This window comes from Streptomyces sp. NPDC043996 (genome assembly GCF_056435225.1).
Genome location: NZ_JBWKEY010000012.1, coordinates 26,867 through 51,020, shown reverse-complemented (window position 1 = coordinate 51,020; position 24,154 = coordinate 26,867). Strand labels below are relative to the sequence as shown.

The window sequence follows — 24,154 nt, the reverse complement described above, 5'->3', positions numbered from 1 at the left end:
CCTCGTCCTCAAACGCCGGACGGGCTGAATCCCTGGAGCGGGGTCTGGGGCGGAGCCCCAGGAACGGGACGGGTAGGGGCGGCGGGGGCGAAATCCCGTCGAGCCGGACCCGCGTTCGTTGTACGGTTCTGGTGACCCTGCCAACCACACGCGGGGCCCGACCCCGGACCGGCGGGATATCCGGACACACATGTATGTGGGGACTCTGTCCTTCGACCTGCTCCTCGGCGACGTACATTCGCTGAAGGAGAAACGCTCCCTCGTCCGCCCCATCGTGGCGGAACTCCAGCGGAAGTACGCGGTGAGCGCGGCGGAGGTCGGCCACCAGGAGCTGCACCGCAGGAGCGAGATCGGCCTGGCGCTGGTCTCCGGGGACGCGGGGCACCTCACCGACGTACTGGACCGGTGCGAACGGCTCGTCGCCGCCCGGCCCGAAGTGGAGCTGCTGTCCGTACGGCGGCGGTTCCACGGTGACGATGACGACTGAACGACTTGATCGACCTGAACGATCAGCGGCGAGCACAGCACAGAAGGAGACGGAGCAGTGGCCGACAACGCGCGGGCGAAGAGGCTGGCAGACCTCATCCGAGAGGTGGTGGCCCAGAAGCTGCAGCGCGGGATCAAGGACCCGCGGCTCGGCACGCATGTCACCATCACGGACACCCGGGTCACCGGTGACCTGCGGGAGGCGACCGTCTTCTACACGGTCTACGGCGACGACGAGGAGCGCGCGGCCGCAGCCGCGGGCCTGGAGAGCGCCAAGGGCGTGCTCCGCTCGGAGGTCGGGCGCGCGGCGGGCGTGAAGTTCACCCCGACGCTGACCTTCGTGGCCGACGCCCTCCCGGACAACGCGCGGGCGATCGAGGACCTCCTCGACCGGGCCCGCGCCTCGGACGCGAAGGTCCGCGAGGCCTCCGCGGGCGCCGACTTCGCCGGTGGCGCGGACCCCTACCGCAAGCCGGGCGAGGACGAGGAAACGGACGGCGACGCCGCCTCATGACCAAGCGCACCACCCACACGCCGGACGGACTTGTCATCGTGGACAAGCCGTCCGGCTTCACGTCGCACGACGTGGTCGCCAAGATGCGGGGCATCGCCAAGACCCGCCGCGTCGGCCATGCGGGCACCCTCGACCCGATGGCGACGGGCGTCCTGGTGCTCGGCGTCGAGCGCGCCACCAAGCTCCTGGGGCACCTGGCCCTGACCGAGAAGGAGTACCTGGGCACGATCCGGCTCGGCCAGAGCACGGTCACCGACGACGCCGAGGGGGAGATCACCGCCTCGGTGGACGCCTCCGGAGTGAAGCGCGAGGCCATCGACGCGGGCATCGCCGAGCTCAGCGGCGCCATCATGCAGGTGCCGTCCAAGGTCAGCGCCATCAAGATCGACGGCAAGCGGTCGTACAAGCGGGCGCGCGAGGGCGAGGACTTCGAGATCCCGGCCCGCCCGGTGACGGTCTCCTCGTTCGCCGTGTACGACATCCGCGACGCCGTCGCCGAGGACGGCACCCCCGTGCTCGACCTGGTCGTGTCCGTGGTCTGCTCGTCCGGCACCTACATCCGGGCGCTCGCCCGCGACCTCGGCGCCGGGCTCGGCGTCGGCGGCCATCTGACGGCCCTGCGCCGCACCCGCGTCGGCCCGTACAAGCTGGACGCGGCCAAGACCCTCGACCAGCTCCAGGAGGAGCTGACCGTGATGCCCGTCGCGGACGCGGCCACCGCCGCCTTCCCGCGCTGGGACGTGGACGACAGGCGGGCGCGGCTGCTCCTCAACGGCGTGCGGATCGAGATGCCCGACGAGTACGCGGGCGCGGGCCCCGTCGCCGTCTTCGGGCCCGAAGGCACCTTCCTGGTGCTCGCCGAGGAGTCGCGGGGCAAGGCGAAGAGCCTCGCCGTGTTCGCCTGAGGCGGTCCCTCGCCGCGGGTGCCCGCGGTGAGGGGAGTTGGAGTGCCGCTCAAGTCCCTTGGCCTTGGCGGCACTTGACTCGTCTCATGGTGGAGCGGCGCACCATCGTCCGCCGCTCCACACCCCCCTTTAGGAAGGTGTATCCACCTCCGCCCGCCGATTCACCCGGGCGGGCAGGCGCTCGGAGTGAACCGCGGGAGCGGAAGGGGGCGCGTTCGGCTCGCGTTCTGTCCGGCTGATCACCGCCGACCTACGGTCGAAGGACGGGGGTCGGGTGAGCGGGCGGGGAGGTTCGAGCATGGCGGGACGGGGCCCGCGTGCCCGGGGCGGCGGGGGCCGGGGCCGCGGCACGAGGGCGAGCGCCCCGGACGGCTGGCGGGAGCCGGTGTGGTCCCTGGTGCGGATCTGCGACCTGGCCGGACGCCCCCGCGGCACCGGCTTCGCCGCCGACGAGCTCGGCACCGTGATCACCAGCCACGAGACGGTCGACGGCCTCGCCCGCGTCGTCCTGCACGCCGCCGACGAGCGCACCTGCGTCGTGGCCGCCGACGCCGTGGTGGCCCTCGCGGAGTCCGGCCTCGCGCTGGTGCGCACCGAGGGCCTCGGGCTCAGGCCGCTGCCCGTCACCCCGCGCGAGACCGTGCCGGTCGGCTCGTACGTACGGATCGCCGCCGGAGGGTGGCGGCAGGCGCGGGTCCTGGACTCCTCCTCCGTGACGTACGCGGCGACCGACCGCTTCCACGTCCTGGACGCCGCCATGGAGCTGGCCATCGGCACCGACGGCGCCGACGCGCTGCGGCTTGGCGGCGGCGCCGCGGGCGGCCCCGTCCTCGACTCCGCCTCCGGCGCCGTGCTCGCCGTCCTCGCCACCGCCGTGCACGCCCCGCACCGCGCCGCGGGCTTCGCGGTGCCGCTGCGCGACGCGGCCGCCGCCGACCCCGGCGGCCCGCTCGCCGCGCTCCTCGCCCACAACGCGGCCACCGTGCCCGCGTACGGACCCGATCTGAACCTGGCGGGCGCGCTCCAGCTGACGGCCACCTCCACGGGCTCCGACGGCCCGGACGCGCCCCGCACCGAGCCGGTCGAACGCCCCGCCGTCGGGCGGGAGCTGGCCGCCTTCGCCGACGGGCCCGCGCGCGTCCTCGGCCTCGTCGGCGACCCCGGCACCGGCCGCACCACCGAGCTCGCCGCGCTCGCCGCCCGCCGCGCCAAGGGCGCCGAGCCCGCGCCCACGCTGTGGCTGCGCGGCGCCGACCTGCGGGACGCGGACACCTCCGTGGGCGACGCCGTGGCCCGCGCCCTGGAGCGGGCCGCGCGCATCCTCGCCGCCTCGGACGCGGCCGCCACGGCGGGCGGCGGGCTCGGGGACGTCTCGGCGGGGCGCGTCGCCCGGCTCGTCCGGGACGCGGGGCGGCCGCTGCTGCTCCTGCTCGACGGCCCTGAGGAGATGCCGCCCGTGCTCGCCCACCGGCTCGCCGAGTGGAGCACGGGCACGGCCGGGTGGCTGCGGGACACCGGCGCGCGGCTCGTCGTCGCCTGCCGCGCGGAGTACTGGGAACAGGCGGGGGGCCACTTCCCTGCCGCCCTGCTGCACACCGGGGGAGCGGAAGGGCCCGGCGGCGACGCCTTCGGGGACGCGCTGCCGGGCTGCGTGCGCCTCGGCGATCTTTCGCCCGACGAGGCCCGCCGGGCCCGCGAGCGGTACGGCATCCCGGACGCCGCGCTCGCCGCCGCCGACGCGCGCCACCCCCTCGCGCTGCGCCTGCTCGGCGAGGTGCGGGCCGCGCTGCCCGGCGCGCCCCCGGGGCGGCCGGACCGCGAGGAGGTCCTCGCCGCGTATCTGGACCTGATGAGCCTGCGCGTCGCCGTGCGGCTCGCGGCGGCGAAGGGGCTGCGCGGCACCGCCGTGCGGCGGCTCGCGGCGAAGGCCGCCGGACAGATCCACGAGGCGGCCCGGCGGTGCCTCGGGCCAGGACAGGGCGAGCTGGACCGGGCCGCGTTCGAGGAGGTGTTCCCGTGGGGCGCGCTGCCGGGCGGCGACGGCTGCGCCGGATGGGCCTCCGCCGTCCTCGCCGAGGGCGTCCTCGTGCCCGCGGGCGCCGGATACCGCTTCGCCCACGAGGAACTCGCCGACTGGATCCAGGGCACCCACCTGGACGTCGAGGGCGCGCTCGCGTCCCTGGTCTACCGCTTTCTCCACACCGCGCCCCCCGCCCACTCCCTGCCGGTCCCCCGACACCGCGTCGGCCCCGTACTCCAGGCCCTTCTCCTGCTCGAACGGCAACGGGGCCCGGAGGAACTCGCGGAGTGCCTGGAGCGGCTCGCGGGGGCGCTCGACGCCTTGGAGAACCAGGCGGTGGCGGCGGCTGGGGGAGCTGGATTTGCGGGGTGTGGTGGGTGCATGGGGGGAGTCCGTGGTGCTGGGTGTGCTGGGCGCGCTGGGTGGACTGAGCGCGCTGGGTGCGCTGGGGCCGCCGGGGACGCCGGATGCGCCGGGCGTGCTGGAGGCACTGGACGTACGGGAGGCGCTGCCGGATGCACCGGGTGCGCCGGTGGTGCCGGATGCACGGGAGGCTCCGGGGGTGCCGGATGGGCCGGTGACGCGGGAGGGGCCGGTTGTGCCGCAGACGGTGGTGCCGGTGGTGCCGGTGGTGCCGGACGGGCCGGATGTGCCGCAGGCGCCGGTGCCGGTGGTGCCGGGCAGGCCGGATGTGCCGCAGGCGCCGGTGGCGCGAGAGGCGCTGGGTGTGCTGATGGGGCTGGTGAAGCCGGGGGCGCTGCGGGCGCCCGAAGTGGCGGTGGCGCGGGTGGCGCGGGATGCGCCGGGTGTGCCGATGGCACCAAGTGCGCTGGTGACGCCGGGTGTGCCGGAGACACCGGATGTGCGGAAGGCGCCGGAGGCGCCGCAGGTACCGGATGGGCCGGAGGCGGTGGAAGCGCCGGATGTGCCGATGGCGCTAGGTGCGCTGGTGACGCGGGGTGCGCTGCGGGCTCCGGATGTGTTGGAGGCGCCGGGCGCGCTGCGGGCATCGGATGTGCGGGAGATGCCAGGAGCGCCGTGGGTACTGGATGTGCTGGAGGTGGTGGATGCGCCGGGTGTGTCGATGGCGTCGGGTGCGCTGGTGACGTGGGGCGCGCTGCAGGCGCCGGATGTACTGGACACGCCGCAGGCATCGGATGTGCGGTCGACGCCAAGAGCGCCGTGGGTACCGGATGGGCCGGAGGCGGTGAAAGCGCCGGATGTGTCGATGGCGCCAGGTGCGCCGGTGACGCTGGGCGCGCCGCAGGCTCCGGATGTGCTGGAGCCGCCGGAGCCGCCGGGCGCGCCGGATGCACTGGACACGCTGCGGGCGCCGGGTGCGCCGGGTGCGCCGGATGCACCGGATGCACCGGGCACGCCGCAGGCACCGGATGCGCAGGCGCCAGTGGCGCCACCGGCGCCACCGGACAGCCCGATGCCCTCGGAGACGCGCGTTGGTGGGCCCGGCACCTGCTCGGGGGTGTCCTGCTGCGGGTTCGGGACGCGCGGCCCTATCTGCGCGTGCTCCAACCGCTCGCCGCGCGGCGCCGGTTCGCGCCCGCGTTCTGGCTGGCCCTGCCGCTGCCAGAGGCGGAACGGTACGACCTGCTGCGTACCGTCGTGGCCCACGACGACCCGCCCGGCACCCCCGGCCGCGCCCTGGACGCCGTGGCCGAGCGCCTCGCCGCCGACCCCGGGGCCGTGCAGCGCCACCTCACCCGCTGGTTCGCCGACGGCAGCCCGCTGCGGTCGACGCCGCACGCCACCGTCGCCTCCGCCGCCCAGGCCCTGCTCCACACCCACCGCCACCGCGCCATCGACGACCTCACCGAGGCCCTCGCCGACAGCGCCCACTCCCGCGCCGACGAACTCCTCGGCGCCCTCGCCGAGGATGAGCCGTCCGCGGTGTGCCGCGCCGTCGACCGCTGGGCGCACGACGACCGCGCCGCCCGCCGCGTCGCCGCCGTGGTCTGGGGCCTGCGCACCGCCCCGCACGCCCGGGGCGACGCCGACCGCGCCCTGCTGCGCTACGCCGCGCACGCCCTGCTCGCCCGCCCCGGCGACGACTCCCTGCACGGCGCCGCCCTCGCCCTGCTCGTCCGCGATCCGCAGACCCGGGCCCGCTATCTGCCCACCGCCCTGAAGCTGTTCGCCGCGGGCGCCCCCTGGCTGCCGGCGAGCGCCCTCGCCACCGCCCTGACCACGCACCCCGAGCCCGTACTCGCCGCCTTCCGCGCCCGGCTGTGCGGCCCGGACGCCGCGGCCGGGGACCTGCTGCGGGACCTCGCCGACGTGACCGCGCCCGGCCTGGCCCGCAAGGTCGCCGCCCTCGTCCTTGACCACGTGGAGCAGTGTCCGGAAGCCGCGGGGGCGGCCGCCGCGTACGTCGGTCTGCTGCTCGACCAGGGCCCGGGCGTGCGGGCCGTGCTGTTCCCGCTGGTCGGGGCGCTGCTGCACACCGGTGACGCGGACGTGCGGCTCGCCCTCGCGCCCGTGCTCACCGCGCCCGGCAGCCCGCCCTCGCGGCCCCTGCGCGCCGAACTCCTCGACCTGCTGCTCACCGAGGAGGACGAGCCGCGGGTCGTGGAGGCCGTCCTTCGCGCGGTCGGCGGCCGCGGCGGCGGGGCCGAGCGGGACCGGAACCTGGTGCGCCGCGCCGGGCTGCTCCTCGGCCGCACCCCCGAGGGCGCCACGCGCTACGACCGCACCCTGGTGGCGCTGGCCCGCGCCGCGCCGGACTTCGCCGTGCGGCTCGCCCGTTGGATGGCCGAGGCCCCCGGCGACTGGGCGGCGCTCGTCGGCCCGAGCGCCCGCCGCACCATCGAGGGCGTCGCGGGCGCGGTGGCGGTGTCGGCGTGAGCTCCGCCACCCCGGCCGATGCGGGCGACATCCTGTCGGCATGGCAGTCTTAGACCTGCGCAATCGGCAAGGGAACGTACACACGTACGGGACATACACGGGTTCGGCGAGGAGCGAAAAAAGTGCAGCGCTGGCGTGGCTTGGAGGACATTCCCCAGGACTGGGGGCGCAGCGTCGTCACCATCGGTTCCTACGACGGTGTGCACCGCGGCCATCAGCTGATCATCGGCCGCGCCGTCGAGCGCGCCCGCGAACTCGGCGTCCCCTGCGTCGTCGTCACCTTCGACCCGCACCCCAGCGAGGTCGTCCGCCCCGGCAGCCACCCGCCGCTGCTCGCCCCGCACCACCGGCGCGCCGAGCTGATGGCGGACCTCGGCGTGGACGCCGTCCTGATCCTGCCGTTCACGACGGAGTTCTCCAAGCTGTCGCCCGCCGACTTCGTGGTGAAGGTCCTCGTCGACAAGCTGCACGCCAAGGCCGTCGTCGAAGGCCCCAACTTCCGCTTCGGCCACCGCGCCGCGGGCAACGTCGAGGTCCTGGCCGAGCTCGGTGAGACGTACGACTACGACGTCGAGGTCGTCGACCTGTACGTGAGCGGCGCGGCGGGCGGCGGCGAGCCGTTCTCCTCCACGCTCACCCGGCGCCTCATCGCCGAGGGCGACCTCGCGGGCGCCCGCGAGATCCTCGGCCGCCCGCACCGCGTGGAGGGCGTGGTCGTGCGCGGCGCCCAGCGCGGCCGCGAGCTCGGCTTCCCCACGGCCAACGTCGAGACGCTGCCGCACACCGCGATCCCCGCCGACGGCGTGTACGCGGGCTGGCTGCACGCCCAGGGCGAGGCCATGCCCGCGGCGATCTCCGTGGGCACCAACCCGCAGTTCGACGGCACCGAGCGCACGGTCGAGGCCTACGCCATCGACCGCGTCGGCCTCGATCTGTACGGGCTGCACGTGGCCGTGGACTTCCTGGCCTTCGTGCGCGGCCAGGCGAAGTTCGAGTCCATCGACGCGCTGCTCGTCGCCATCGGCGACGACGTGAAGCAGGCGCGGGCCCTGGTCGAGGACTTCGACGCCGGCCGTGGCTGACGTCTAGCGCCCTTCGGGCTCGTCCTCGAACGCCGGACGGGCTTGAGTCCTCGCCGCCCAGTGGCACGCCACCTGCGAGGCCCCGCCGCCCGAGAGCACCGGCAGGTCCTTCGTGCGGCAGTCCCGCGCCACTCCGGCGCGCTCCGCCTCGCCCGCGGCCAGGACCTGGCAGCGCACATGGAAGCGGCAGCCCGCCGGTACGCGTGAAGGGTCCGGGGGCTCGCCGGTGAGGACCACGGGATCGCCCCCGGCCTCCGGCAGGACCGAAAGGAGGGCCTGGGTGTACGGGTGCTGAGGCGCCGTCAGGACCTCCTCCACCGCGCCGGTCTCCACGATGCGGCCCAGGTACATCACGGCCACGCGGTCGGCGATGTTCCAGGCCAGGCCCAGGTCGTGGGTCACGACGAGCGCGGACAGGCCGAGCTCGTCCCGCAGCCGCAGCAGCAGCGCCAGGATCTCGCCGCGCACCGACGCGTCGAGCGAGGCCACCGGCTCGTCCGCGACGATGAGTTCGGGTTCGAGGACCAGCGCGCCCGCGATGACCACGCGCTGGCGCTGGCCGCCGGACAGCTCGTGCGGGTAGCGCAGGAAGAACCGCTCCGGCGGGCGCAGGCCCGCCCGCGACAGGGCCTCGGCGACGGCCTCCCGCTCGTTCCCGCCGTACCGGTGGATGCGCAGGCCCTCGGCCACGGCGTCGTACACCGTGTGCCGCGGGTTGAGCGAACCGCTCGGGTCCTGGAGCACGAGCTGCACCCGCTTGCGGTACGCCTTCAGGGCGCGGCCCTTGTAGCTCAGGGGTTCGCCGCCGAACGTCACCCGGCCTGAGGTGGGCGGCACCAGGCCGAGCAGGGAGCGCGCGAGCGTCGTCTTGCCGCAGCCGGACTCGCCGACGAGGGCGACGATCTCGCCCGCCTCGATGGCCAGGTCCACGCCGTCCACGGCCCGCGCCGGGTCCCCGCCGTGGCGGCCGGGGAAGGCGATGTGCAGGCCCTCGGCCGCGAGCAGCGGCGCCGCCCCCGTGGGCGGCGGCGGGGGTGACGTCACGGTGGATTCGGTGGTCATGCGCGTCTCCTCGCGGCCCGGGGGGCGGTGTCGTCGGCTCGGTTCGCGGCCCGCGGCCCGGTCACGGCGCGCCTTCCACCGCGGGGGCCGAGGCCTGCTGGGCGGGGAGCTGACCGGCCACGTGGACGCAGGCCGCGTGGTGGTCCTGGCCCGCCGGGCGCAGGTGCTGGTCGTCCCCGGCGCAGCTGTCGATGGCCACCGGGCAGCGCGGGTGGAAGGTGCAGCCGGACGGCAGCGCCGAGGGGTCCGGCGGGTCGCCGGGCAGCCCGCGCGGCGCGAACCGCGAGGCCGGGTCCCCGATGCGCGGGAACGCCGCCGACAGGGCCTTGCCGTAGGGGTGCCGCGCCCGCTCGTACACCTCCCGGGCCGGGCCCTGTTCGACGACGCGGCCCGCGTACATCACCGCGAGCCGGTCGCAGGTGTCGGACAGGACCGCCAGATCGTGACTGATCATGATCAGGCCCAGGTCCTGCTCGGCGACGAGCCGCTCGATCAGGCGCAGGATCTGCGCCTGGATCATCACGTCGAGCGCGGTCGTCGGCTCGTCGGCGATGATCAGGCGCGGGTCGCAGGCGAGCGCCATGGCGATCATCACGCGCTGGCGCTGGCCGCCGGACAGCTCGTGCGGGTACGCGTCCCCGCGGGCGCCGGGCAGGCCCACGTGCTCCAGGAGCTCGCGGGCCCGCTTCCTGGCGGCCGCCGGTGTCGCCTTCTTGTGCAGCAGGATCGGCTCGGCGATCTGGTCGCTGATGCGGTGCACCGCGTTCAGCGAGTGCATGGCGCCCTGGAAGACCACGGACGCGCCCGCCCAGCGCACGGCGCGCACCCGCCCCCACTTCATGGTGAGCACGTCCTCGCCGTCCAGCAGGACCTCGCCGCTCACCCGCGTCCCCGCGGGCAGCAGCCGCAGCAGCGCGAGGGCCAGCGTGGACTTGCCGCAGCCGGACTCGCCCGCGACGCCCAGCTTCTGCCCGGCGCCCACGGCGAGGTCGACCCCGCGGACGGCGGCGGCCCCGGACGCGTACGTCACTTCGAGGTTCCTGACGTCGAGCAGCGGGGGCCCGGCGAGGGCGTTCTCGGCGGTCAACGGGTCACTCCCAGCCTGGGGTTGAGCACGGACTCCACGGCCCGCCCGCACAGCGTGAACGCGAGGGCGACGACGGCGATGGCGATGCCGGGCGGCGCCAGGTACCACCAGTCGCCCGCGCTGACCGCGCCCGCCTCACGGGCGTCCTGCAGGAGGCCGCCCCAGGAGACCGCGGTCGGGTCGCCGAGGCCGAGGAAGGCGAGCGTGGCCTCGGTGAGGATGGCGCTGGAGATGACGAGGGTCGTCTGCGCGAGCACCAGGGGCATGACGTTGGGCAGCACGTGGCGGAGCATGATGTGGGTGTGCCCGCCGCCGAGGGCCCGGGCCCGCTCGATGTACGGGCGGGACTCCACGGCCAGGGTCTGGGCGCGCACCAGGCGCGCCGTCGTCGGCCAGGTCGTCACGCCGATGGCCAGGATGATGGTGCTCAGGGAGCCGGACATCACGACGGCCAGGGCGATCGCGAGCACCAGCGTGGGCATCACCAGGAACCAGTCCGTGACGCGCATCATGACCGTCCCGTACCAGCCGCGGTAGTGCCCCGCCGTGATGCCCACGACCGTGCCGATCGCGACGGACAGGAACGCGGCGAGCAGCCCGATGGTCAGCGAGATCCGCGCCCCGTACACAAGGAGCGCCAGCAGGTCGCGGCCGAACTGGTCGGTGCCGAGCGGGAACTCCGAGCTCGGGGACTCCATGGCCTCGCCCGGCGCCCGGGTGACGCTGTCCGCGTCCGAGCCGACGAGCAGCGGCGCGCACACCGCCGCGAGGGAGATCAGGACGAGCACGGCGAGGCCGAGGAGCCCGGCCCGGTGGGTGCGGAACGCGCGCCAGAACCGGGCCGCGGAGTGCCGTCTGCGGGTCCAGGCGAGCGCCCGCGGGTTGGGGGCGGGCGCGGCGGCGGTGTCGGTCGTCATCGGCCCACCCTCGGGTCGAGCAGCGGATAGACCACGTCGGCGATGGTGTTCATGAGGATCACCGCGGTGGCGAAGACGAAGAACAGGCCCTGCACGAGCGGCAGGTCGGGCACGCTGAGGGCCTGGTAGAAGAGGCTGCCGAGCCCCGGCCAGGAGAACACGGTCTCCACCAGGATCGCGCCCGCGACGACCGTGCCCAGGTTCACGAACATCAGCGTGACCGTCGGCAGCAGCGCGTTCGGCACGGCGTGCCGACGGCGCACCAGATCGTCCCGCAGGCCCTTGGCGCGCGCGGTCGTCAGATAGTCGCTGCCCATCTCGTCGAGCAGCGAGGACCGCATCACGAGGAGGGTCTGCGCGTAGCCGACGGCGACGAGCGTCACCACCGGCAGGACCATGTGGTGCGCCACGTCGACGACGTAACCGAAGCCGCTCTCGTCACCGCTCTCCATGCCGCCCGTCGGGAAGAGCCCTGGCAGCGGCCCCGCCCCCACCGAGAAGGTGATGATGAGCAGCAGCCCGAGCCAGAACGACGGCACCGAGTACAGCGTCAGGGCGAGCCCGGTGTGGAAGCGGTCGCCGATGCGGCCGTTGCGCCACGCCGTGCGGGTGCCCAGCCAGATGCCGATGACGGTGTAGAGGACGTAGGCCGTCCCGGTGAGCCACAGCGTCGGTCCGATGGCATCCGTGATCTTGTCCATGACGGGCGTGTGGAACTGGTACGAGGTGCCGAAGTCCCCGGTCAGGACGTTGCCGCAGTAGTCCGTGAACTGCTTCCACACCGGGTCGTCCAGGCCGAACTCGGCTCGCATGGCGGCCAGTTGCTCGCTGGAGACGCGACGCCCGCCCGTCATCTGCTTCACCGGGTCGCCCGGGATGAGCCGGAACAGGAAGAAGCTCGTGACGAGCACGGCGAACATCGAGACGAGCGCGCCCGCGACCTTGCCGCCGACGTACTTCAGATAGGCGGCGCCGCCGTGCGCCCGGGGGCCGGGGCCCCGCGGTCCTGCCTGCTCGGCAGGTCCGCCGGGGGCCTTCGCCTCGGCCTCGGCGGCGAGGATCGCCGCCGGGTCGCTGTTCGCCGCGGTCATGTGCCGCTCGCGGTGTTGTGATTCGTCATCCGCTACTCACGGTCCTCCGCCGTCGAGCGGCGGCGCAGTGCGATCAGGACTCCGCCGCCCGCGAGCACCACCGCGGCGACGGCGATACCGATGATGACACCGGTCGAGCCGCCCTCATCGGAACTGCCGTTTCCACTCGCCGGTACCGCCGACCACCAACTCCAATAGCCGTCCTGGCCGTAAATGTTGCCCGCGGCCGTCGGCATGGTGCTGATGGACTTGATCTGGTCGGTGCGGTAGGCCTCGACGGCGTTCGGGTACGCGAGGACGTTCATATAGCCGGAGTCGTACAGCCACGACTGCATCTGTTTGACGAGCGCGGCTCGCTTGTCCGGGTCGTACTCGGCGAGCTGCTTGTCGTACAGCTCGTCGAACTTCTTGTCGCAGATGAAGTTGTCGGTGGCGGCGCTCTCCTTGGCCTTCTCGGGGAGCGCGGCGCAGGTGTGGATGCCGAGGACGAAGTCGGGGTCGGGGTTCACCGACCAGCCGTCGAAGGCGAGGTCGTACTCACCGGCGTACCAGGGCACGGAGACGTCGTCCAGGCAGTTCACCTTCAGCCCGATGCCGAGGTCGCCCCACCACTCCTTCAGATACTTCCCGACGGCCTTGTCGTTCGGGTCGGTGGCGTGGCACAGGATGCGCAGGTTCAGCGGCTTGCCGTTCTTGCCGACGCGCTTGCCGTCGCCGTTCTTCTTGTATCCCGCCGCGTCGAGGAGCTTCGCGGCCCGCTTCGGGTCGTACGCCAGCTTCTGGCTCGCGGAGGGCTGCCAGGCGTAGTCGGAGAAGCGCGGCGGAATGTATCCGGCGCCCTCCACGGCGTTGCCCTGGAAGACCTTGTCGACGATCGTCTCGCGGTCCACGGAGAGGAACAGCGCCTGGCGCACCCGCTTGTCGAGCAGCGCCGGGTGGCCGTCGCCGAACTTCTCGCCGTCCAGGGTCCGCGCCCCGGGGTTGGTGGCCAGGGCGAAGAAGCGGCGGCCCGGGCCGTTGTTCACCTTGACGTCCGGCTCGCCCTTGAGGCCATTGGCCTGCGCGGGCGTCAGCGCGGGCTGTCCGGCGACGAAGGAGACCTCGCCCTTCTTCAGGGCGGCGACGGCCGCGTCCTGGTCCTTGTACGTCTTGAAGACCAGCTCGTCGAATTTCGCCGGCCCGCGCCAGAACTTCTTGTTGGCCCGCAGCTTCACGAACTGGTCGACCTTGAAGTCGCTGAGGACGAAGGGACCGTTCCCGACGACGGGGAAGTCCTCGTCGTTGTTGAACTTGGAGATGTCGTCGACCTTCTCCCAGACGTGCTGGGGGACGATCGGCACGTCGAGCGCCGCCATCGTCGACTGCGGCTTCTTCAGCTCGATGACGAGCTGGGTGGGGGAGGGCGCCGTCACCTTCTTGAAGTTGGTGACGAAGTTCGAGTTGGCGGTGGCCGTCCCCTCCTTCGACATGATCTTGTTGAACGTCCAGGCGGCGTCCGCGGCGGTCGCCTTCTTCCCGTCCGACCACGTCGAGTCGGAGCGGATGGTGTACGTCCAGGTCAGCTTGTCGGGCGAGGCCTCCCATTTCTCGGCGAACCCCGGGACCGTGTGGTTGTCCTTGGGGTCGTAGTTCGTGAGGTACTCGTACGTCAGCCGGTGGATGCTGGTGCTGAGCAGCCGCTGGGCCAGGAACGGGCTGAGCGAGTCGACGCTCTGCGCCACGGCGACGGTCAGGGTCTTCTTGCCGTCACCCTTGGCCTGGGCCTCCCCGGGCGCGGGGTTGAGCGGGGTCGCGAGAGCGGCGGTGAGGCCGAGCGCGGCGAGGGCGCCGCCCGCGACGGCGAGCCGGGAACGGCGACGGGGGCGGGGCCGCGCGGGGCGCGCGGCGCGGGTGGGGGGCGCGGCGGAGGTGGGGGGCGCGGAGGGACCGCTGCTGGTTCTGCCGTTGCTTCCGTCGTTGCTTCTGCCGTTGTTGCTGCTGGTGCTGCCGTGCTGATCTCTTGTGTCCATGGCTCGGTGACCTCGCGTCATCGCGGCTCGTCGATCAAGGGAGTGCCAGCTGGATGCTGTGTGTCTACCAGCGCCAGTCTGCACGCGTCAACGGCCGGTGAACCCCATGTGGCCTGCGGAAATAACGAGTTGACCGGGATTTCATCCGCATTGGTCAAGACCTCTGCCGCCCCCCAGGCCAGCGCGTGACGCCGGGGGCGGGGGCGGCCTCACCTGCGGGGCGTTCCGCTCCCTGGTTCTTGCTGTGGGCAGCTGGTCCGCCCAGAGGGCGGAACGGGTGGGCACAGCCCGAAGCCGCCGGGTGGGGATACACCAAGGGCCCGCACCGGCGGGGGTACGGGCCCAGGCGAAGGGGGAGGGCTACTGCTGGGGCGGGGCTTCCGGGGCCTGCGGCGGCACAGGGCCGGGCTGCCCGGGCGCGACCGGCGGGTAGGGAGCCCCCGCCTGCGGCGGAACCCCCGGCTGCCACCCCTGCGGAGCCCCCGGCTGCGAGTACGGCGCCCCCGCCCCCGCCCCCGCCCCTGGCATAGGCGGAGCCACCCGCGGCGGCGGATTCCCGTCGGACGTCCACAGCCCCTGCGCCTGCTGCGCCCGCGTGAAGTCCTCCGCCACCATCGCGGCCAGCGTGAAGTACGCCTCCCGCACCTTGGGCCGCATCATGTCGAGATTGACCTCCGCGCCCGCGGCGAGGTGCTCGTCGAAGGGAACGACCACCACGCCCCGGCACCGCGTCTCGAAGTGCGACACGATGTCCTCGACCTTGATCATCTTCCCGGTCTCGCGCACGCCGGAGATCACGGTGAGGGACCGCCGCACCAGATCCGCGTACCCGTGCGCGGACAGCCAGTCCAGCGTCGTGGACGCGCTGCTGGCCCCGTCCACGGACGGCGTCGAGATGATGATCAGCTGGTCGGCGAGGTCGAGCACCCCGCGCATCGCGCTGTACAGCAGACCCGTGCCCGAGTCCGTGAGGATGATCGGGTACTGCTTCCCGAGGACGTCGATCGCGCGCCGGTAGTCCTCGTCGTTGAACGTCGTGGACACCGCCGGGTCGACGTCGTTCGCGATGATCTCCAGACCGGACGGCGCCTGCGAGGTGAAGCGCCGGATGTCCATGTACGAGTTGAGGTACGGGATCGCCTGGACGAGGTCGCGGATGGTGGCCCCGGTCTCGCGCCGGACGCGCCGCCCGAGCGTACCGGCGTCCGGGTTGGCGTCGATCGCGAGGATCTTGTCCTGCCGCTCGCTGGCGAGGGTGGAGCCAAGGGCGGTCGTCGTGGTCGTCTTGCCGACGCCGCCCTTGAGGCTGATGACGGCGATGCGGTAGCAGGAGAGGACCGGGGTGCGGATGAGCTCCAGCTTGCGCTGGCGCTCGGCCTCCTCCTTCTTCCCGCCGAACCGGAACCGCGACCCGCCCACGGGCCTGCCGCTCTTCGTCTTCTGCTTCTTGTTGTTGAGCAGCCGGTCGGAGGAGAGCTCCACGGCCGCGGTGTACCCGAGCTGCGCGCCCGGGTGGGTCCGCTCGCGCTGGTCGTGCCGCACGGCCTGGGGCCACCCGGCACCGGCGCGCGGGTCGACCGGCGGCTGCGCCTCGGGCAGCGGCTGCGCGGGCGGCAGCGGCTGCGGGGCCTGCGGCTGCTGGGCCGGGAGGGGAGCGTGCGCCTGCCCCTGCTGGGGCGCGGGCGGTGCGCCGGGGGCCTGCGGGAAGCCGTAACCAGCCTGCTGCTCAGGGGAGTTGGCGGGGGCTGGCACGGGAGCCCCGGGTGTGGGGTAGCCGTAGGTGCCCTGGGGCATGGCGGCGTTGCCCGGAGCCGGGGCTTCCGGCGCGGGGAAGCCGTAGCCCGCGCCTGGCGCGGGGGTGCCGGTCGCGGCGGCCGGGGGCTGGGGCGCGGAGGGATCGGTCGGCGCCGGTACGGGGATCGCCGGGGCCGGGAGGCCGTAGCTGGTCACCGGCGCGGGGGCGCCCGGCGCGGGCGGCGGCGGGAAGCCGTGGGCGCCCTGAGATGCGGCGGGGTCGGCCGTGGCCGGGGCTCCCTGCGCCGGGAAGCCGTAGCCGCTCTGGGGTGCGGCGGGCGGCACCGGGGCCGTCGCGGGCGGCTGCGCGGGGCCGGTGGGCGCGGCCAAGGCCTGCGACGCGGGCGCCGGGGCCTGCGGCTGCGCGGGCGGCTGTGCGGGCGGCTGTGCCTCCCCGCCGGGCGCGACCTGAGGAGGCGCGGGCCACTGCGGCGCGGCCGTGGGCGCGGCGGGCTGGAAGGCGGGCGGCAGTGGCGGCAGCCCGCCTTGGGGCGCGGGCGGCGGGGTCCACGCGGGCGGCACGGAGCCCTGTACGTCATCGACGGGGGCGGCATCGGGGGCGGGGGCCGGGGCGGGCACGGCGTCGGCGATGACGGGTGCGGCGTCAGTGGCCACGGGTGCGGCCGGGGGCTCGGTGGGCACGGCGTCTCCGGCGGCCGGTACGGCGTCGTCGGCGGCGGGCGCGGGCTCGGCTGAAGCGGCGACGACCCCGGCATCGGCATCCACAGCCGCGCCCTGCGGCGCCTCGTCCCCGTCAGTACGGTCAACGGAGTCGGCACCCTCGGCGCTCACGGCCGCGTCGACGCCCGCTTCCTCGGCGGCGCTCCCCGCACCGGACCCGGCCCCGGAACCCGAGCCATCACCGGCATCAGACGCAGCCGCAGCCGACGACGAGGACGCGGACGAGGACGCGGACGAGGACGCGGACGAGGACACAGACGCACCCTCAGGCCCCGCCTCACCCACCGAAGCCTCGGCCTCGCCTTCACGCTCGGCCACCTCCCGCCGCAGGGCAGCGGGCGAGAACCGCATGGTGGCACCGCTCTCCAGGTCGCCCCCTTCGGAGGCGGGCGGCGCGACCGGCGCGGGCGGCGGGGTCAGCGGCTGCCCCGTGGGAGGCGGCGGCGCCGACCAGTCCGGCTGGAAGCCGCTCCCCACCGGCAGCTTCGGCACGGTGGCGAGGGGCGTCCCCGTACTCGCGACAGGCGCACCACTCGTACCGGCGGCGGAGGAGCCAGTACCCCCGACCAAACCGGCAGATTCCGCCGCCTCGGCCTCGGCACCGGCCCCGGCCTCGCCCGAACCCCCCAGCTCGTCCGTCCCCTCCACAACACCGGCAGCACCAGTCGCACTAACTGCACCAGCCGCACCAGCGGAGCCCGCAGCCCCAGCGGAGCCCGCAGCCCCAGCGGAGCCCCCAGCCCCAGCGGAGCCCGCGGCGTCGGCGCTCCCGGAGGCGTTCTGCGTGTACCAGGCGGGCGGGGCGTAGTCGATGGTGAACTCGCCCGTCGTCTCGGCAGCGGACTCCGCGTCGGACTGATCGTCGACGGGTGTGTCCCAGCCGCCCCGGATCTTGTCCCGATCGCTGTTCACAATGCCTCCTGGTGTGCTCGAGCACGCTCGTGCCGTGGTGGGGGGCGACCGTTCCTGTCGTCCGATCCGCCTGGCTCTCCCCGTGTGGCGGACGCGCACACCCCACTCGCGGGTTCTGGCGTCGCGCCCCGTCCCAGCCTAATCACCAACAGCACCAGCACGGCAGGCCAGTAGGTCCCGCGATCGGCCTCCTTCACGCCATGTCTCACTCAGCGCCGGACAGCGGTCCCTCACCACGAGGAGCAAACCGGTCAGCTATCGCCAAACCCGGTAAATCCCCACGCTCGGGCCACCCTTGAGCCGTGCGCACCCCACGCCCGAACCGCCACCGAACCGCCACCTGATCCCGACCGCGCGCGTGGGTGCTCAGTCCATCCGCCGCGCGGCGCCAAGGAGACCGGTCTCGGCGTCCGTCGCCCGCGTCACCACGTACTGCCGGTCGCGCTCGGCGCACCACAGCGTCACCCCGTCCGCGAGCGTCGGCAGGGCCTCCACGTCCTGACCGGAGAGACCGAGCGAGCGGCCGAGCCGCGCGGCCTCGTCCGGCGAGACGCGCTGCACTCCCACGAGCCGTGCCTGCCGCACCAACCGGGGTGCCACCGGGCTCAAGTACGGAAGCAGCGTCAGGACGGACTGCCAGGGCCCGGACACCACGCGACCGCGAGGCGGCCGCATCCCGCAGTCCCGCACCACGAGGACCGGGTTGCCCGCCGAAGCGCCCTGCGGCGGCACCCGCCCCACGTCGTGCACGCTCAGCCCGCTCTGACCGGCGCCGAGCGCCTCGACGAGGCGCGCCCAGGACGCGGCCCGGCCGGTCTCCACCGCGACCCGGGCACCCGTGGCGGCGGCCCGCAGCGCGATCACCTGCGCCGTCCACAGGCCGCCGATGAGCAGGATGTCGTACGCCGTCGGCCGGTTGAGCCCGAGGACGGCTGGCCGGTCGCTCCCGTCCACGCCTATGACGACCCCGTCGTCCCCCATCGGCAGCGCGAGCCCTTCGAGGGCCTCGGCGGACAGCACGTGCCGCGGGTGCCGGGGCCCGACCAGGCCGAACCCGGAGCGCACCCGCGCGCGCAGCCGCGCGGCCAAGGCGGCGTCGGGCGCCTCCGGAGGCGTGGGCGTCGTGGTCATCCGCGGGCACCCCCCAGCGGCAGCGTGGCGAGCAGCCCGGGCAGCTGCTCGCGGTCGAGCCGGGCGAGACCCGTCCGCCACTGCCGGGCCACCTGCTCCAACGCCCCGCGCGCGGTGACGAGTTCCGCGTCGCTGCGGCCCGTCACGCGCAGGTGCCCGGACACGGAGTCCTCCCGCTGCCCGCCGCGCCGCAGCGTCAGGCTGAACGTGGTGGCCAGGGCGGGCACGGCGGTGAGCACGGCGACCAGCTGCGGCAGCGAGGGCCCGCCGCCCCCGAGCGGCGGCCACCGCCGCACCCAGTACGTCGTGTGCCGCCGGTTGTCGCAGCGCCAGAACCGCGCCGACTCCTCGGTGCGCCGCTCGGGCAGCTCGGCCCGCCCGGCCTCCGCGGTGACGAGCGGGTTGGCGCAGGCGGAGGTGGCGAGGGCCGCGACCAGTTCGTCCTCGTTCAGCAAGGTGGCGCGGAAGCCCGCTCCGGTGAGTCTGCTCGCCAGGTGGTCGGCGGCGCGCACCACGCACTTGCGCGCCCCGGCGGCGCCGCCCCCGCGCGCGGCCACGGCCTCCGGGCACAGCTCGGGGTCCAGCTTCAGCGCGATCCAGGTGATGCGCACGGCGGGCGCGCCGGTCTGGGCCTGCAACGGCGCGTAGTTGCTGACGGCCACCGACTGCTGCGGCAGGTGCAGGGCGGGCGCGGGCTGTGTGTGCACGACGACTTGGGCGGACTCCAGGCGGACGCCGTCCACCTCCAGGGCGTCCCGCACCAGCTTCAGGGGGAGCGGGCGCTGCTCCCGCTCCGCGCGCAGGCATGTCATCTCCGACTCGACCTGCACCACCGCCGTTACGAACGTCCCGTCACCCACCAGGCCGACGTCGCGCCGGTCCCGGCCGCTGTACGCGTCCGTGCGCAGGGCGGGGTCGCACTCGACGGCCGGGGCGAGCCCCGGTTCCGTCCCCGGCGGCACCGGGGTGCTCGACGCGAGGCGCTGACGCGCGCGCAGCGCACGCCGCGTGCCCAGCCATTCGAGCAGGGGGCGGCCTCTGCGCCGTACGACCGCGAGGAGGAACAGCGCGGCGCCGAGCAGCGCGGCCGGGACGAGGAGCAGGTCGTTCCACACCCACGCGGCCAGCGGCAGGGCGGCCGCGAGCTCGATCAGTACGAGCTGTTGCAACCGAAACGAGCCATGCTTTCCGCCACGTGTCCTGAACTGCGCGGAACCGGAGGCGGCCGGTCCCGTCGCACGCCCGGACACCGCGCCCCGCTGACGTGTCGGCGTGCTCGGCACCCGCCCGGGCCCGCCCCGCCCGGCCCCGCCCCGCGTACGCACAGCCGCCATGCCAAACCCCCCGTCTCCTCGTAAACCACCCTGCTGGCAGGACAGTTGAGCACGCGGGCACCCTACCCCTCGCGCACAGGCGATCACTCAACATGCATAGTAGAGGCCGGGTCTGACAATCAGAGCGGGGCGGGAGCCCCGGACGCGACACGGGGGAGATGCGGACGCCGATGGCTTCACGCCGGGACGAGCTCAACGCGTACACCTTCGCGAAGAAGCGCACGCTGGCGGCGTTTCTCCAGCCGTCGCCGACCGGCTCGGAGGAGGGCGCCCCGCGGCCGCTGCGGGCGTTCCTGCCGAGCGTGATCGTGGGCCTGCTGATCCTCGTGGTGTTCGGCGCCTGGGGGATGTTCAAGCCCAAGGCGCCCAAGGGCTGGGACGAGCCGGGCGCCCGGGTGATCGTGGGCAAGCAGTCGACCACGCGGTACGTGGTCCTCAAGACCGGCGCCAAGTCCCGGCTGCACCCCGTGCTCAACCTGGCCTCCGCGCGGCTGTTGATGAACGGCTCGGACTACAAGGTCATCCAGGTCAGCGACGACATCCTGGACGCGGGCGAGCCCCCGCGCGGCCCCATCCTCGGCATCCCCTACGCCCCGGACCGGCTGCCGTCCACCGACGAGGCGGGCAAGGCCAAGCGCTGGGCCGTCTGCGAGCAGCCCGGGGGCAAGGGAAGGACCGTCCAGAAGGCCACCTTCGTCCTGGCCGACCGCGAGGCGCAGCTGACGGACGGCCGCAAACGCCTCGAGAACGGCGAGGTCTTGTACGTCAGGACGCGCGTCGGCGCCCGCTATCTGGTCGACGCGGGCGGCACCGCGTACCGCGTCACCGGCAGTGAGGACGACGACCTGACCGAGACGCTCGTGGGCAAGCGCGAGCCGCAGCTCGTCACGAAGGACTGGCTGGCCACCCTCCACCAGGGCAGCCCGATCCGCTTCCCGCGCCTGCCCCGGGACGTCGGCGCCCCCGCGGGCGTCGAGGGGGAGCTGTCCGAGGAGGAGAACAAGGTCGGCATGGTCCTTCGGGCACAGACGGGCGAGGGCACACAGCACTACGTCGTCATGCCCGGGAGGGCGCAGCCCATCAGCGAGTTCACCGCCTGGCTGCTGATCAACTCCCCGGAGACCGCCCGCCTGAACATGAACGGCAGCGCCCGCACCGTGGGCCTCCAGGACTTCCCCGCCGACGGCAGCCCCTTCGCAGGGCAGCCCCGCGCGTGGCCCGAGCGGCGCGCCACGCAGGTCAACGCGTCGGCGCGCGAGGGCGGCGGCCGTGACACGGTGTGCAGCGTCCTGCGCGACGTCAGCCGCCGCGGCGACACCACACTGAGCACATGGGCGGGCCGGACGTACCCCGTCGAGATCACCAACGGCGGCACCAGCACCCACGTCACCCCCGGAACGGGCCTGCTCTACAAGCAGGTGCGCGGCAGGCAGTCCGCGACGGGCCAGCTCTTCCTGGTCACCGACACGGGACTGCGGTACGCGGTGCAGATGAACGGCGACAGCGACGCGAAGAGGTCGGACATCGGCGCCGACAAACAGCGCCGGACCCAGGACGGAAGCCCCGAGCCCAGCGAGGCGCAGGTCAAGCTCGGCTACGAGAAGGTCCGCCCCGCCACGGTCCCGCTGGCCTGGTCCGAGTTCCTCGCCAAGGGGCCACGCCTGGCGACCAACAGCGCCCGGCAGCCGCAGGGTTCATGACCGGCGTACGGGGCGAGGCGCGGGCCGACGGACGGAAGGGGAGGGGTGACGTGGGGGAGCGGTCGTGGATGCGTGGGGGGCGTGTGAGGGGGGTGTTGGCGCGTGGGGCCGCGCTGAGGGGGGTGCGCGCGCCTGGTTCTGCCGTCGCGCCTGTACTGGTACTGGTACTGGTACTGGTACTCGCGCTCGGGGGAGCCATGCCGGCGACGGCGACGGTCGAGGGCGTACCGACGCCCCCCGTCCGCACGTACCGCGACGGCAGCGGCACCTGCGAGTTCCCGGCCACTCCGGTCAAGGGCCGCCCCTGGCCGCTGCAGCGGGTCCTCCTGGACGAGCTCTGGCAGGACGGCAACCAGGGCCAGGGCGTGCGGGTCGCCGTCATCGACACGGGCGTCGACGACAAGAATCCCCAGCTCGCCGACGCGGTCGCCGACCGCGCGGGCCGTGACTTCCTCACCAAGGGCAAGGGCGCGGACCCCACCGACGACCAGGTGGGCCACGGCACCAAGGTCGCGGGCATCATCGCCGCGCGCCCCCGCAAGGGCACGGGCTTCGTGGGCCTCGCCCCGAAGGCGACCATCATCCCGATCCGCCAGAACGACGCGGAGAACAGCGGGAACTCGGACACCATGGCGCAGGCCATCGACCACGCGGTCGCCAAAGGCGCCCAGGTCATCAACATCTCCCAGGACACGACCAAGCCCCTGTCGGCCACCTCCAGACTCGCCGAGGCGGTACGGGACGCGCTCGCCGCCGACGTCGTGGTGGTCGCGTCGGCGGGCAACGACGGCCTCGACGGCAAGGTCAAGAAGACCTACCCCGCGGCCTTCGACGGCGTCCTCGCCGTGGCGTCCTCCGACCGCAACAACGAACGCGCCGCCTTCTCCCAGGCGGGCCCCTTCGTCGGCGTCGCCGCCCCCGGCGTCGACGTCGTCTCCACCGTCCCGGGCGGTGGACACTGCGCCGACAACGGCACGAGCTTCTCGGCCCCGTACGTCGCCGCCGTCGCCGCCCTCCTCAAGGCCAAACACCCCGGCTGGACGCCCGCCCAGATCGTCACCCGGATCGAGCAGACCGCGGAACGGCCCATCAACGGCCACGACGACTTCATCGGGTGGGGCGTGATCGACCCCGTCCGCGCCGTCACGGAGTCCGACACCGCCCACCCGGCGTCGTCCCCGACCCCCGACCCCGGCCTGACGAAGCCCCCGGCGCCCGACACGGCCGCGTTCTCCCTGGCCGAGACCTCCCAGGAGCGCACCGAACGCCGTGCGACGTACGTCATGGGCGTCGCGGCGGTCCTCGTCGCCGTCATCACGGGCACAGCGGTGGTCCTCCGCGACCTGCGCCGCCGCCGGGGCCAGCGGGGTGGTGGGGGAGCGTGAGCGGGGTGGGGCCGGGAGCACGATTTCCGGCCGAATCCTCAGGCCCTCACCCACCCACCCCTCACCGCCCCCGAATTCGCTCCCGCATCCGACAACCAGCCCGTCCCCACGCCCTCGTACGCGGACGACGCACTCGACCCACTCAACGCGAACCACGGCCAACTGGCTGGAACCGCACACCTTTCCAGCCGTCGAATCCACCCCTGCGGGAACCACCCCGATACCAACTGACCTGTATGCCCTTTGCAGTTGGACACCCATGACCGAGTGACTAGAGTGATGAACGGCATCACGAGAGAGATGTGCACGGGGGTGCACGGGGGCGGCACGAGCCTGCGAAGCGCGTGGCACACGTGAAGGCGCAGCTCTTGCCCGCCGACTGCCACGGCATTGTCCCGGAGCAGATCACGACGGCGGCGCGTTCCGCCGTCGCACCAGAGGAGGGCAAGGCGATGAGCGTCGATTACAGCAGTGACGACCTGACGAAACTGGCTGAGCGGATCCGCAACTTCCATATGGATGTGAGCAAGAAGGTCACCTCGCTCAACACCGTCGTGGACACCATCCAGGCGGGCTGGCAGGGCGCGGCGGGCAAGGAGTTCGACGTCATGCAGCGCGGCGTGAACCAGCACCTGAAGAAGCTCCAGGACAACCTCGTCGACCTGGAGGAGGTGATGCGCATGAGCGTCAAGGGCTTCGACGGCCACGAGCAGGAGCGCATCTCCGAGATCCGGAAAGTCGACAACTCGTACACGGTCACCAGCAGCATCGTCAACCACGCCTGAGCCCACGCTCGGGCCGTCCACGCTGTGCGCAGCAGCAGCTGAGGAGCGCCGAACATGTCAGTCAACTTCGACCGCACAGCGGTCAACTACGACACGGTGACCCAGGCCGCGGCCGACGTGAGGAGGAACGCTCACGACATGTCCACGGGCCTGGAGGAACTGATGCGGGAGGTCAAGCGCGTCGCCGACACCTGGGAGGGCGAGGCGAAGGCGGCGTACGGCGAGATCCAGCGCAAGAGCGCCACGGAGATGGCCGGCCTGACGGAGAAGCTCGGCCGCATCGCCCAGCTCCTGGACCAGTCGGTCGTCGGCTACCAGGACACGGACAAGGGCAACGCGTACCGCTTCCGCATGCTGTCGTAGGCACGTTCTCGTAGCCGGATGGCGAGAGGGGTGGACG

General features: G+C 73.7%; 17 protein-coding genes. 9 read left to right on the top strand and 8 right to left on the bottom strand.

Annotation, left to right across the window (positions count from 1 at the left end; translation table 11 throughout):
- The first annotated feature begins 190 nt into the window (after positions 1-190).
- The 5 genes from AC07A4_RS28480 to AC07A4_RS28460 all read left to right on the top strand — a co-directional run bounded on the left by AC07A4_RS28480 (position 191) and on the right by AC07A4_RS28460 (position 7,866).
- Complete coding sequence (locus AC07A4_RS28480; protein WP_478603774.1) at positions 191-487, top strand: DUF503 domain-containing protein; 297 nt, start codon at positions 191-193, stop codon at positions 485-487.
- 57 nt (positions 488-544) lie between these two features.
- Positions 545-1,000: a 30S ribosome-binding factor RbfA gene (gene rbfA, locus AC07A4_RS28475; protein WP_478603771.1), complete on the top strand. Its 456-nt coding sequence runs from the start codon at positions 545-547 to the stop codon at positions 998-1,000.
- Positions 997-1,905: a tRNA pseudouridine(55) synthase TruB gene (gene truB / locus AC07A4_RS28470; protein ID WP_478603768.1), complete on the top strand. Its 909-nt coding sequence runs from the start codon at positions 997-999 to the stop codon at positions 1,903-1,905. The genes rbfA and truB overlap by 4 nt, the downstream gene beginning before the upstream one ends.
- A 298-nt stretch (positions 1,906-2,203) precedes the next feature.
- Positions 2,204-6,784, top strand: a complete 4,581-nt coding sequence (locus AC07A4_RS28465; protein WP_478603766.1) for a hypothetical protein — start codon at positions 2,204-2,206, stop codon at positions 6,782-6,784.
- A gap of 122 nt (positions 6,785-6,906) precedes the next feature.
- Positions 6,907-7,866, top strand: coding sequence for a bifunctional riboflavin kinase/FAD synthetase (locus AC07A4_RS28460; RefSeq protein WP_478603764.1), 960 nt, complete (start codon positions 6,907-6,909; stop codon positions 7,864-7,866).
- Positions 7,867-7,869: 3 nt separating this feature from the next.
- Here the strand turns inward: AC07A4_RS28460 and AC07A4_RS28455 are convergent, their stop codons facing one another.
- The 8 genes from AC07A4_RS28455 to eccE form a co-directional block, all read right to left on the bottom strand.
- A complete protein-coding gene (locus AC07A4_RS28455) occupies positions 7,870-8,928 on the bottom strand; it encodes an ABC transporter ATP-binding protein (RefSeq protein ID WP_478603762.1) in 1,059 nt (352 codons plus the stop codon).
- 61 nt (positions 8,929-8,989) lie between these two features.
- Positions 8,990-10,015 carry an ABC transporter ATP-binding protein gene (locus AC07A4_RS28450; RefSeq protein ID WP_478603760.1) on the bottom strand — a complete coding sequence of 342 codons (1,026 nt, stop codon included), beginning with the start codon at positions 10,013-10,015 and terminating at the stop codon, positions 8,990-8,992.
- The gene (locus AC07A4_RS28445) at positions 10,012-10,932 is read right to left on the bottom strand and encodes an ABC transporter permease (RefSeq protein ID WP_478603758.1); all 921 of its coding nucleotides are present in this window, start codon (positions 10,930-10,932) and stop codon (positions 10,012-10,014) included. The genes AC07A4_RS28450 and AC07A4_RS28445 overlap by 4 nt, the downstream gene beginning before the upstream one ends.
- Positions 10,929-12,023 (bottom strand): ABC transporter permease, encoded by a 1,095-nt coding sequence (locus AC07A4_RS28440; RefSeq protein ID WP_478603755.1) that lies wholly within the window; start codon positions 12,021-12,023, stop codon positions 10,929-10,931. Before AC07A4_RS28440 ends, AC07A4_RS28445 begins: the two co-directional genes overlap by 4 nt.
- 32 nt (positions 12,024-12,055) lie before the next feature.
- Positions 12,056-14,032 (bottom strand): ABC transporter substrate-binding protein, encoded by a 1,977-nt coding sequence (locus tag AC07A4_RS28435; RefSeq protein WP_478603753.1) that lies wholly within the window; start codon positions 14,030-14,032, stop codon positions 12,056-12,058.
- Between the two features lie 360 nt (positions 14,033-14,392).
- Positions 14,393-17,419: an SCO5717 family growth-regulating ATPase gene (locus AC07A4_RS28430; protein ID WP_478603751.1), complete on the bottom strand. Its 3,027-nt coding sequence runs from the start codon at positions 17,417-17,419 to the stop codon at positions 14,393-14,395.
- A 366-nt stretch (positions 17,420-17,785) separates the two neighbouring features.
- A complete protein-coding gene (locus AC07A4_RS28425; RefSeq protein ID WP_478603749.1) occupies positions 17,786-18,550 on the bottom strand; it encodes a hypothetical protein in 765 nt (254 codons plus the stop codon).
- Positions 18,547-19,884, bottom strand: a complete 1,338-nt coding sequence (eccE, locus tag AC07A4_RS28420) for a type VII secretion protein EccE (RefSeq protein WP_478603746.1) — start codon at positions 19,882-19,884, stop codon at positions 18,547-18,549. The genes AC07A4_RS28425 and eccE overlap by 4 nt, the downstream gene beginning before the upstream one ends.
- 170 nt (positions 19,885-20,054) lie before the next feature.
- On the opposite strand from eccE, the gene eccB reads away from it, so the two are divergent.
- From eccB to AC07A4_RS28400, 4 genes are all read left to right on the top strand, one after another.
- Complete coding sequence (gene eccB / locus AC07A4_RS28415) at positions 20,055-21,584, top strand: type VII secretion protein EccB (protein ID WP_478603744.1); 1,530 nt, start codon at positions 20,055-20,057, stop codon at positions 21,582-21,584.
- A 197-nt stretch (positions 21,585-21,781) separates the two neighbouring features.
- Positions 21,782-22,969, top strand: a complete 1,188-nt coding sequence (gene mycP, locus AC07A4_RS28410) for a type VII secretion-associated serine protease mycosin (RefSeq protein ID WP_478603742.1) — start codon at positions 21,782-21,784, stop codon at positions 22,967-22,969.
- A 452-nt stretch (positions 22,970-23,421) separates the two neighbouring features.
- A complete protein-coding gene (locus AC07A4_RS28405) occupies positions 23,422-23,754 on the top strand; it encodes a WXG100 family type VII secretion target (RefSeq protein WP_478603740.1) in 333 nt (110 codons plus the stop codon).
- A 54-nt stretch (positions 23,755-23,808) separates the two neighbouring features.
- Positions 23,809-24,117 (top strand): WXG100 family type VII secretion target, encoded by a 309-nt coding sequence (locus AC07A4_RS28400; RefSeq protein ID WP_478603738.1) that lies wholly within the window; start codon positions 23,809-23,811, stop codon positions 24,115-24,117.
- The last annotated feature ends 37 nt before the right edge of the window (positions 24,118-24,154 follow it).

What these genes read in the sequence shown, in the direction of transcription:
- AC07A4_RS28480 (WP_478603774.1), top strand. Translation starts at nt 191, where the DNA reads ATGTATGTGGGGACTCTGTCCTTCGACCTGCTCCTCGGCGACGTACAT.
- truB (WP_478603768.1), top strand. Translation starts at nt 997, where the DNA reads ATGACCAAGCGCACCACCCACACGCCGGACGGACTTGTCATCGTGGAC.
- AC07A4_RS28465 (WP_478603766.1), top strand. Translation starts at nt 2,204, where the DNA reads ATGGCGGGACGGGGCCCGCGTGCCCGGGGCGGCGGGGGCCGGGGCCGC.
- AC07A4_RS28455 (WP_478603762.1), bottom strand. Translation starts at nt 8,928, where the DNA reads ATGACCACCGAATCCACCGTGACGTCACCCCCGCCGCCGCCCACGGGG.
- AC07A4_RS28445 (WP_478603758.1), bottom strand. Translation starts at nt 10,932, where the DNA reads ATGACGACCGACACCGCCGCCGCGCCCGCCCCCAACCCGCGGGCGCTC.
- AC07A4_RS28440 (WP_478603755.1), bottom strand. Translation starts at nt 12,023, where the DNA reads ATGACCGCGGCGAACAGCGACCCGGCGGCGATCCTCGCCGCCGAGGCC.
- AC07A4_RS28435 (WP_478603753.1), bottom strand. Translation starts at nt 14,032, where the DNA reads ATGGACACAAGAGATCAGCACGGCAGCACCAGCAGCAACAACGGCAGA.
- AC07A4_RS28425 (WP_478603749.1), bottom strand. Translation starts at nt 18,550, where the DNA reads ATGACCACGACGCCCACGCCTCCGGAGGCGCCCGACGCCGCCTTGGCC.
- eccE (WP_478603746.1), bottom strand. Translation starts at nt 19,884, where the DNA reads ATGGCGGCTGTGCGTACGCGGGGCGGGGCCGGGCGGGGCGGGCCCGGG.
- eccB (WP_478603744.1), top strand. Translation starts at nt 20,055, where the DNA reads ATGGCTTCACGCCGGGACGAGCTCAACGCGTACACCTTCGCGAAGAAG.
- mycP (WP_478603742.1), top strand. Translation starts at nt 21,782, where the DNA reads ATGCCGGCGACGGCGACGGTCGAGGGCGTACCGACGCCCCCCGTCCGC.
- AC07A4_RS28405 (WP_478603740.1), top strand. Translation starts at nt 23,422, where the DNA reads ATGAGCGTCGATTACAGCAGTGACGACCTGACGAAACTGGCTGAGCGG.
- AC07A4_RS28400 (WP_478603738.1), top strand. Translation starts at nt 23,809, where the DNA reads ATGTCAGTCAACTTCGACCGCACAGCGGTCAACTACGACACGGTGACC.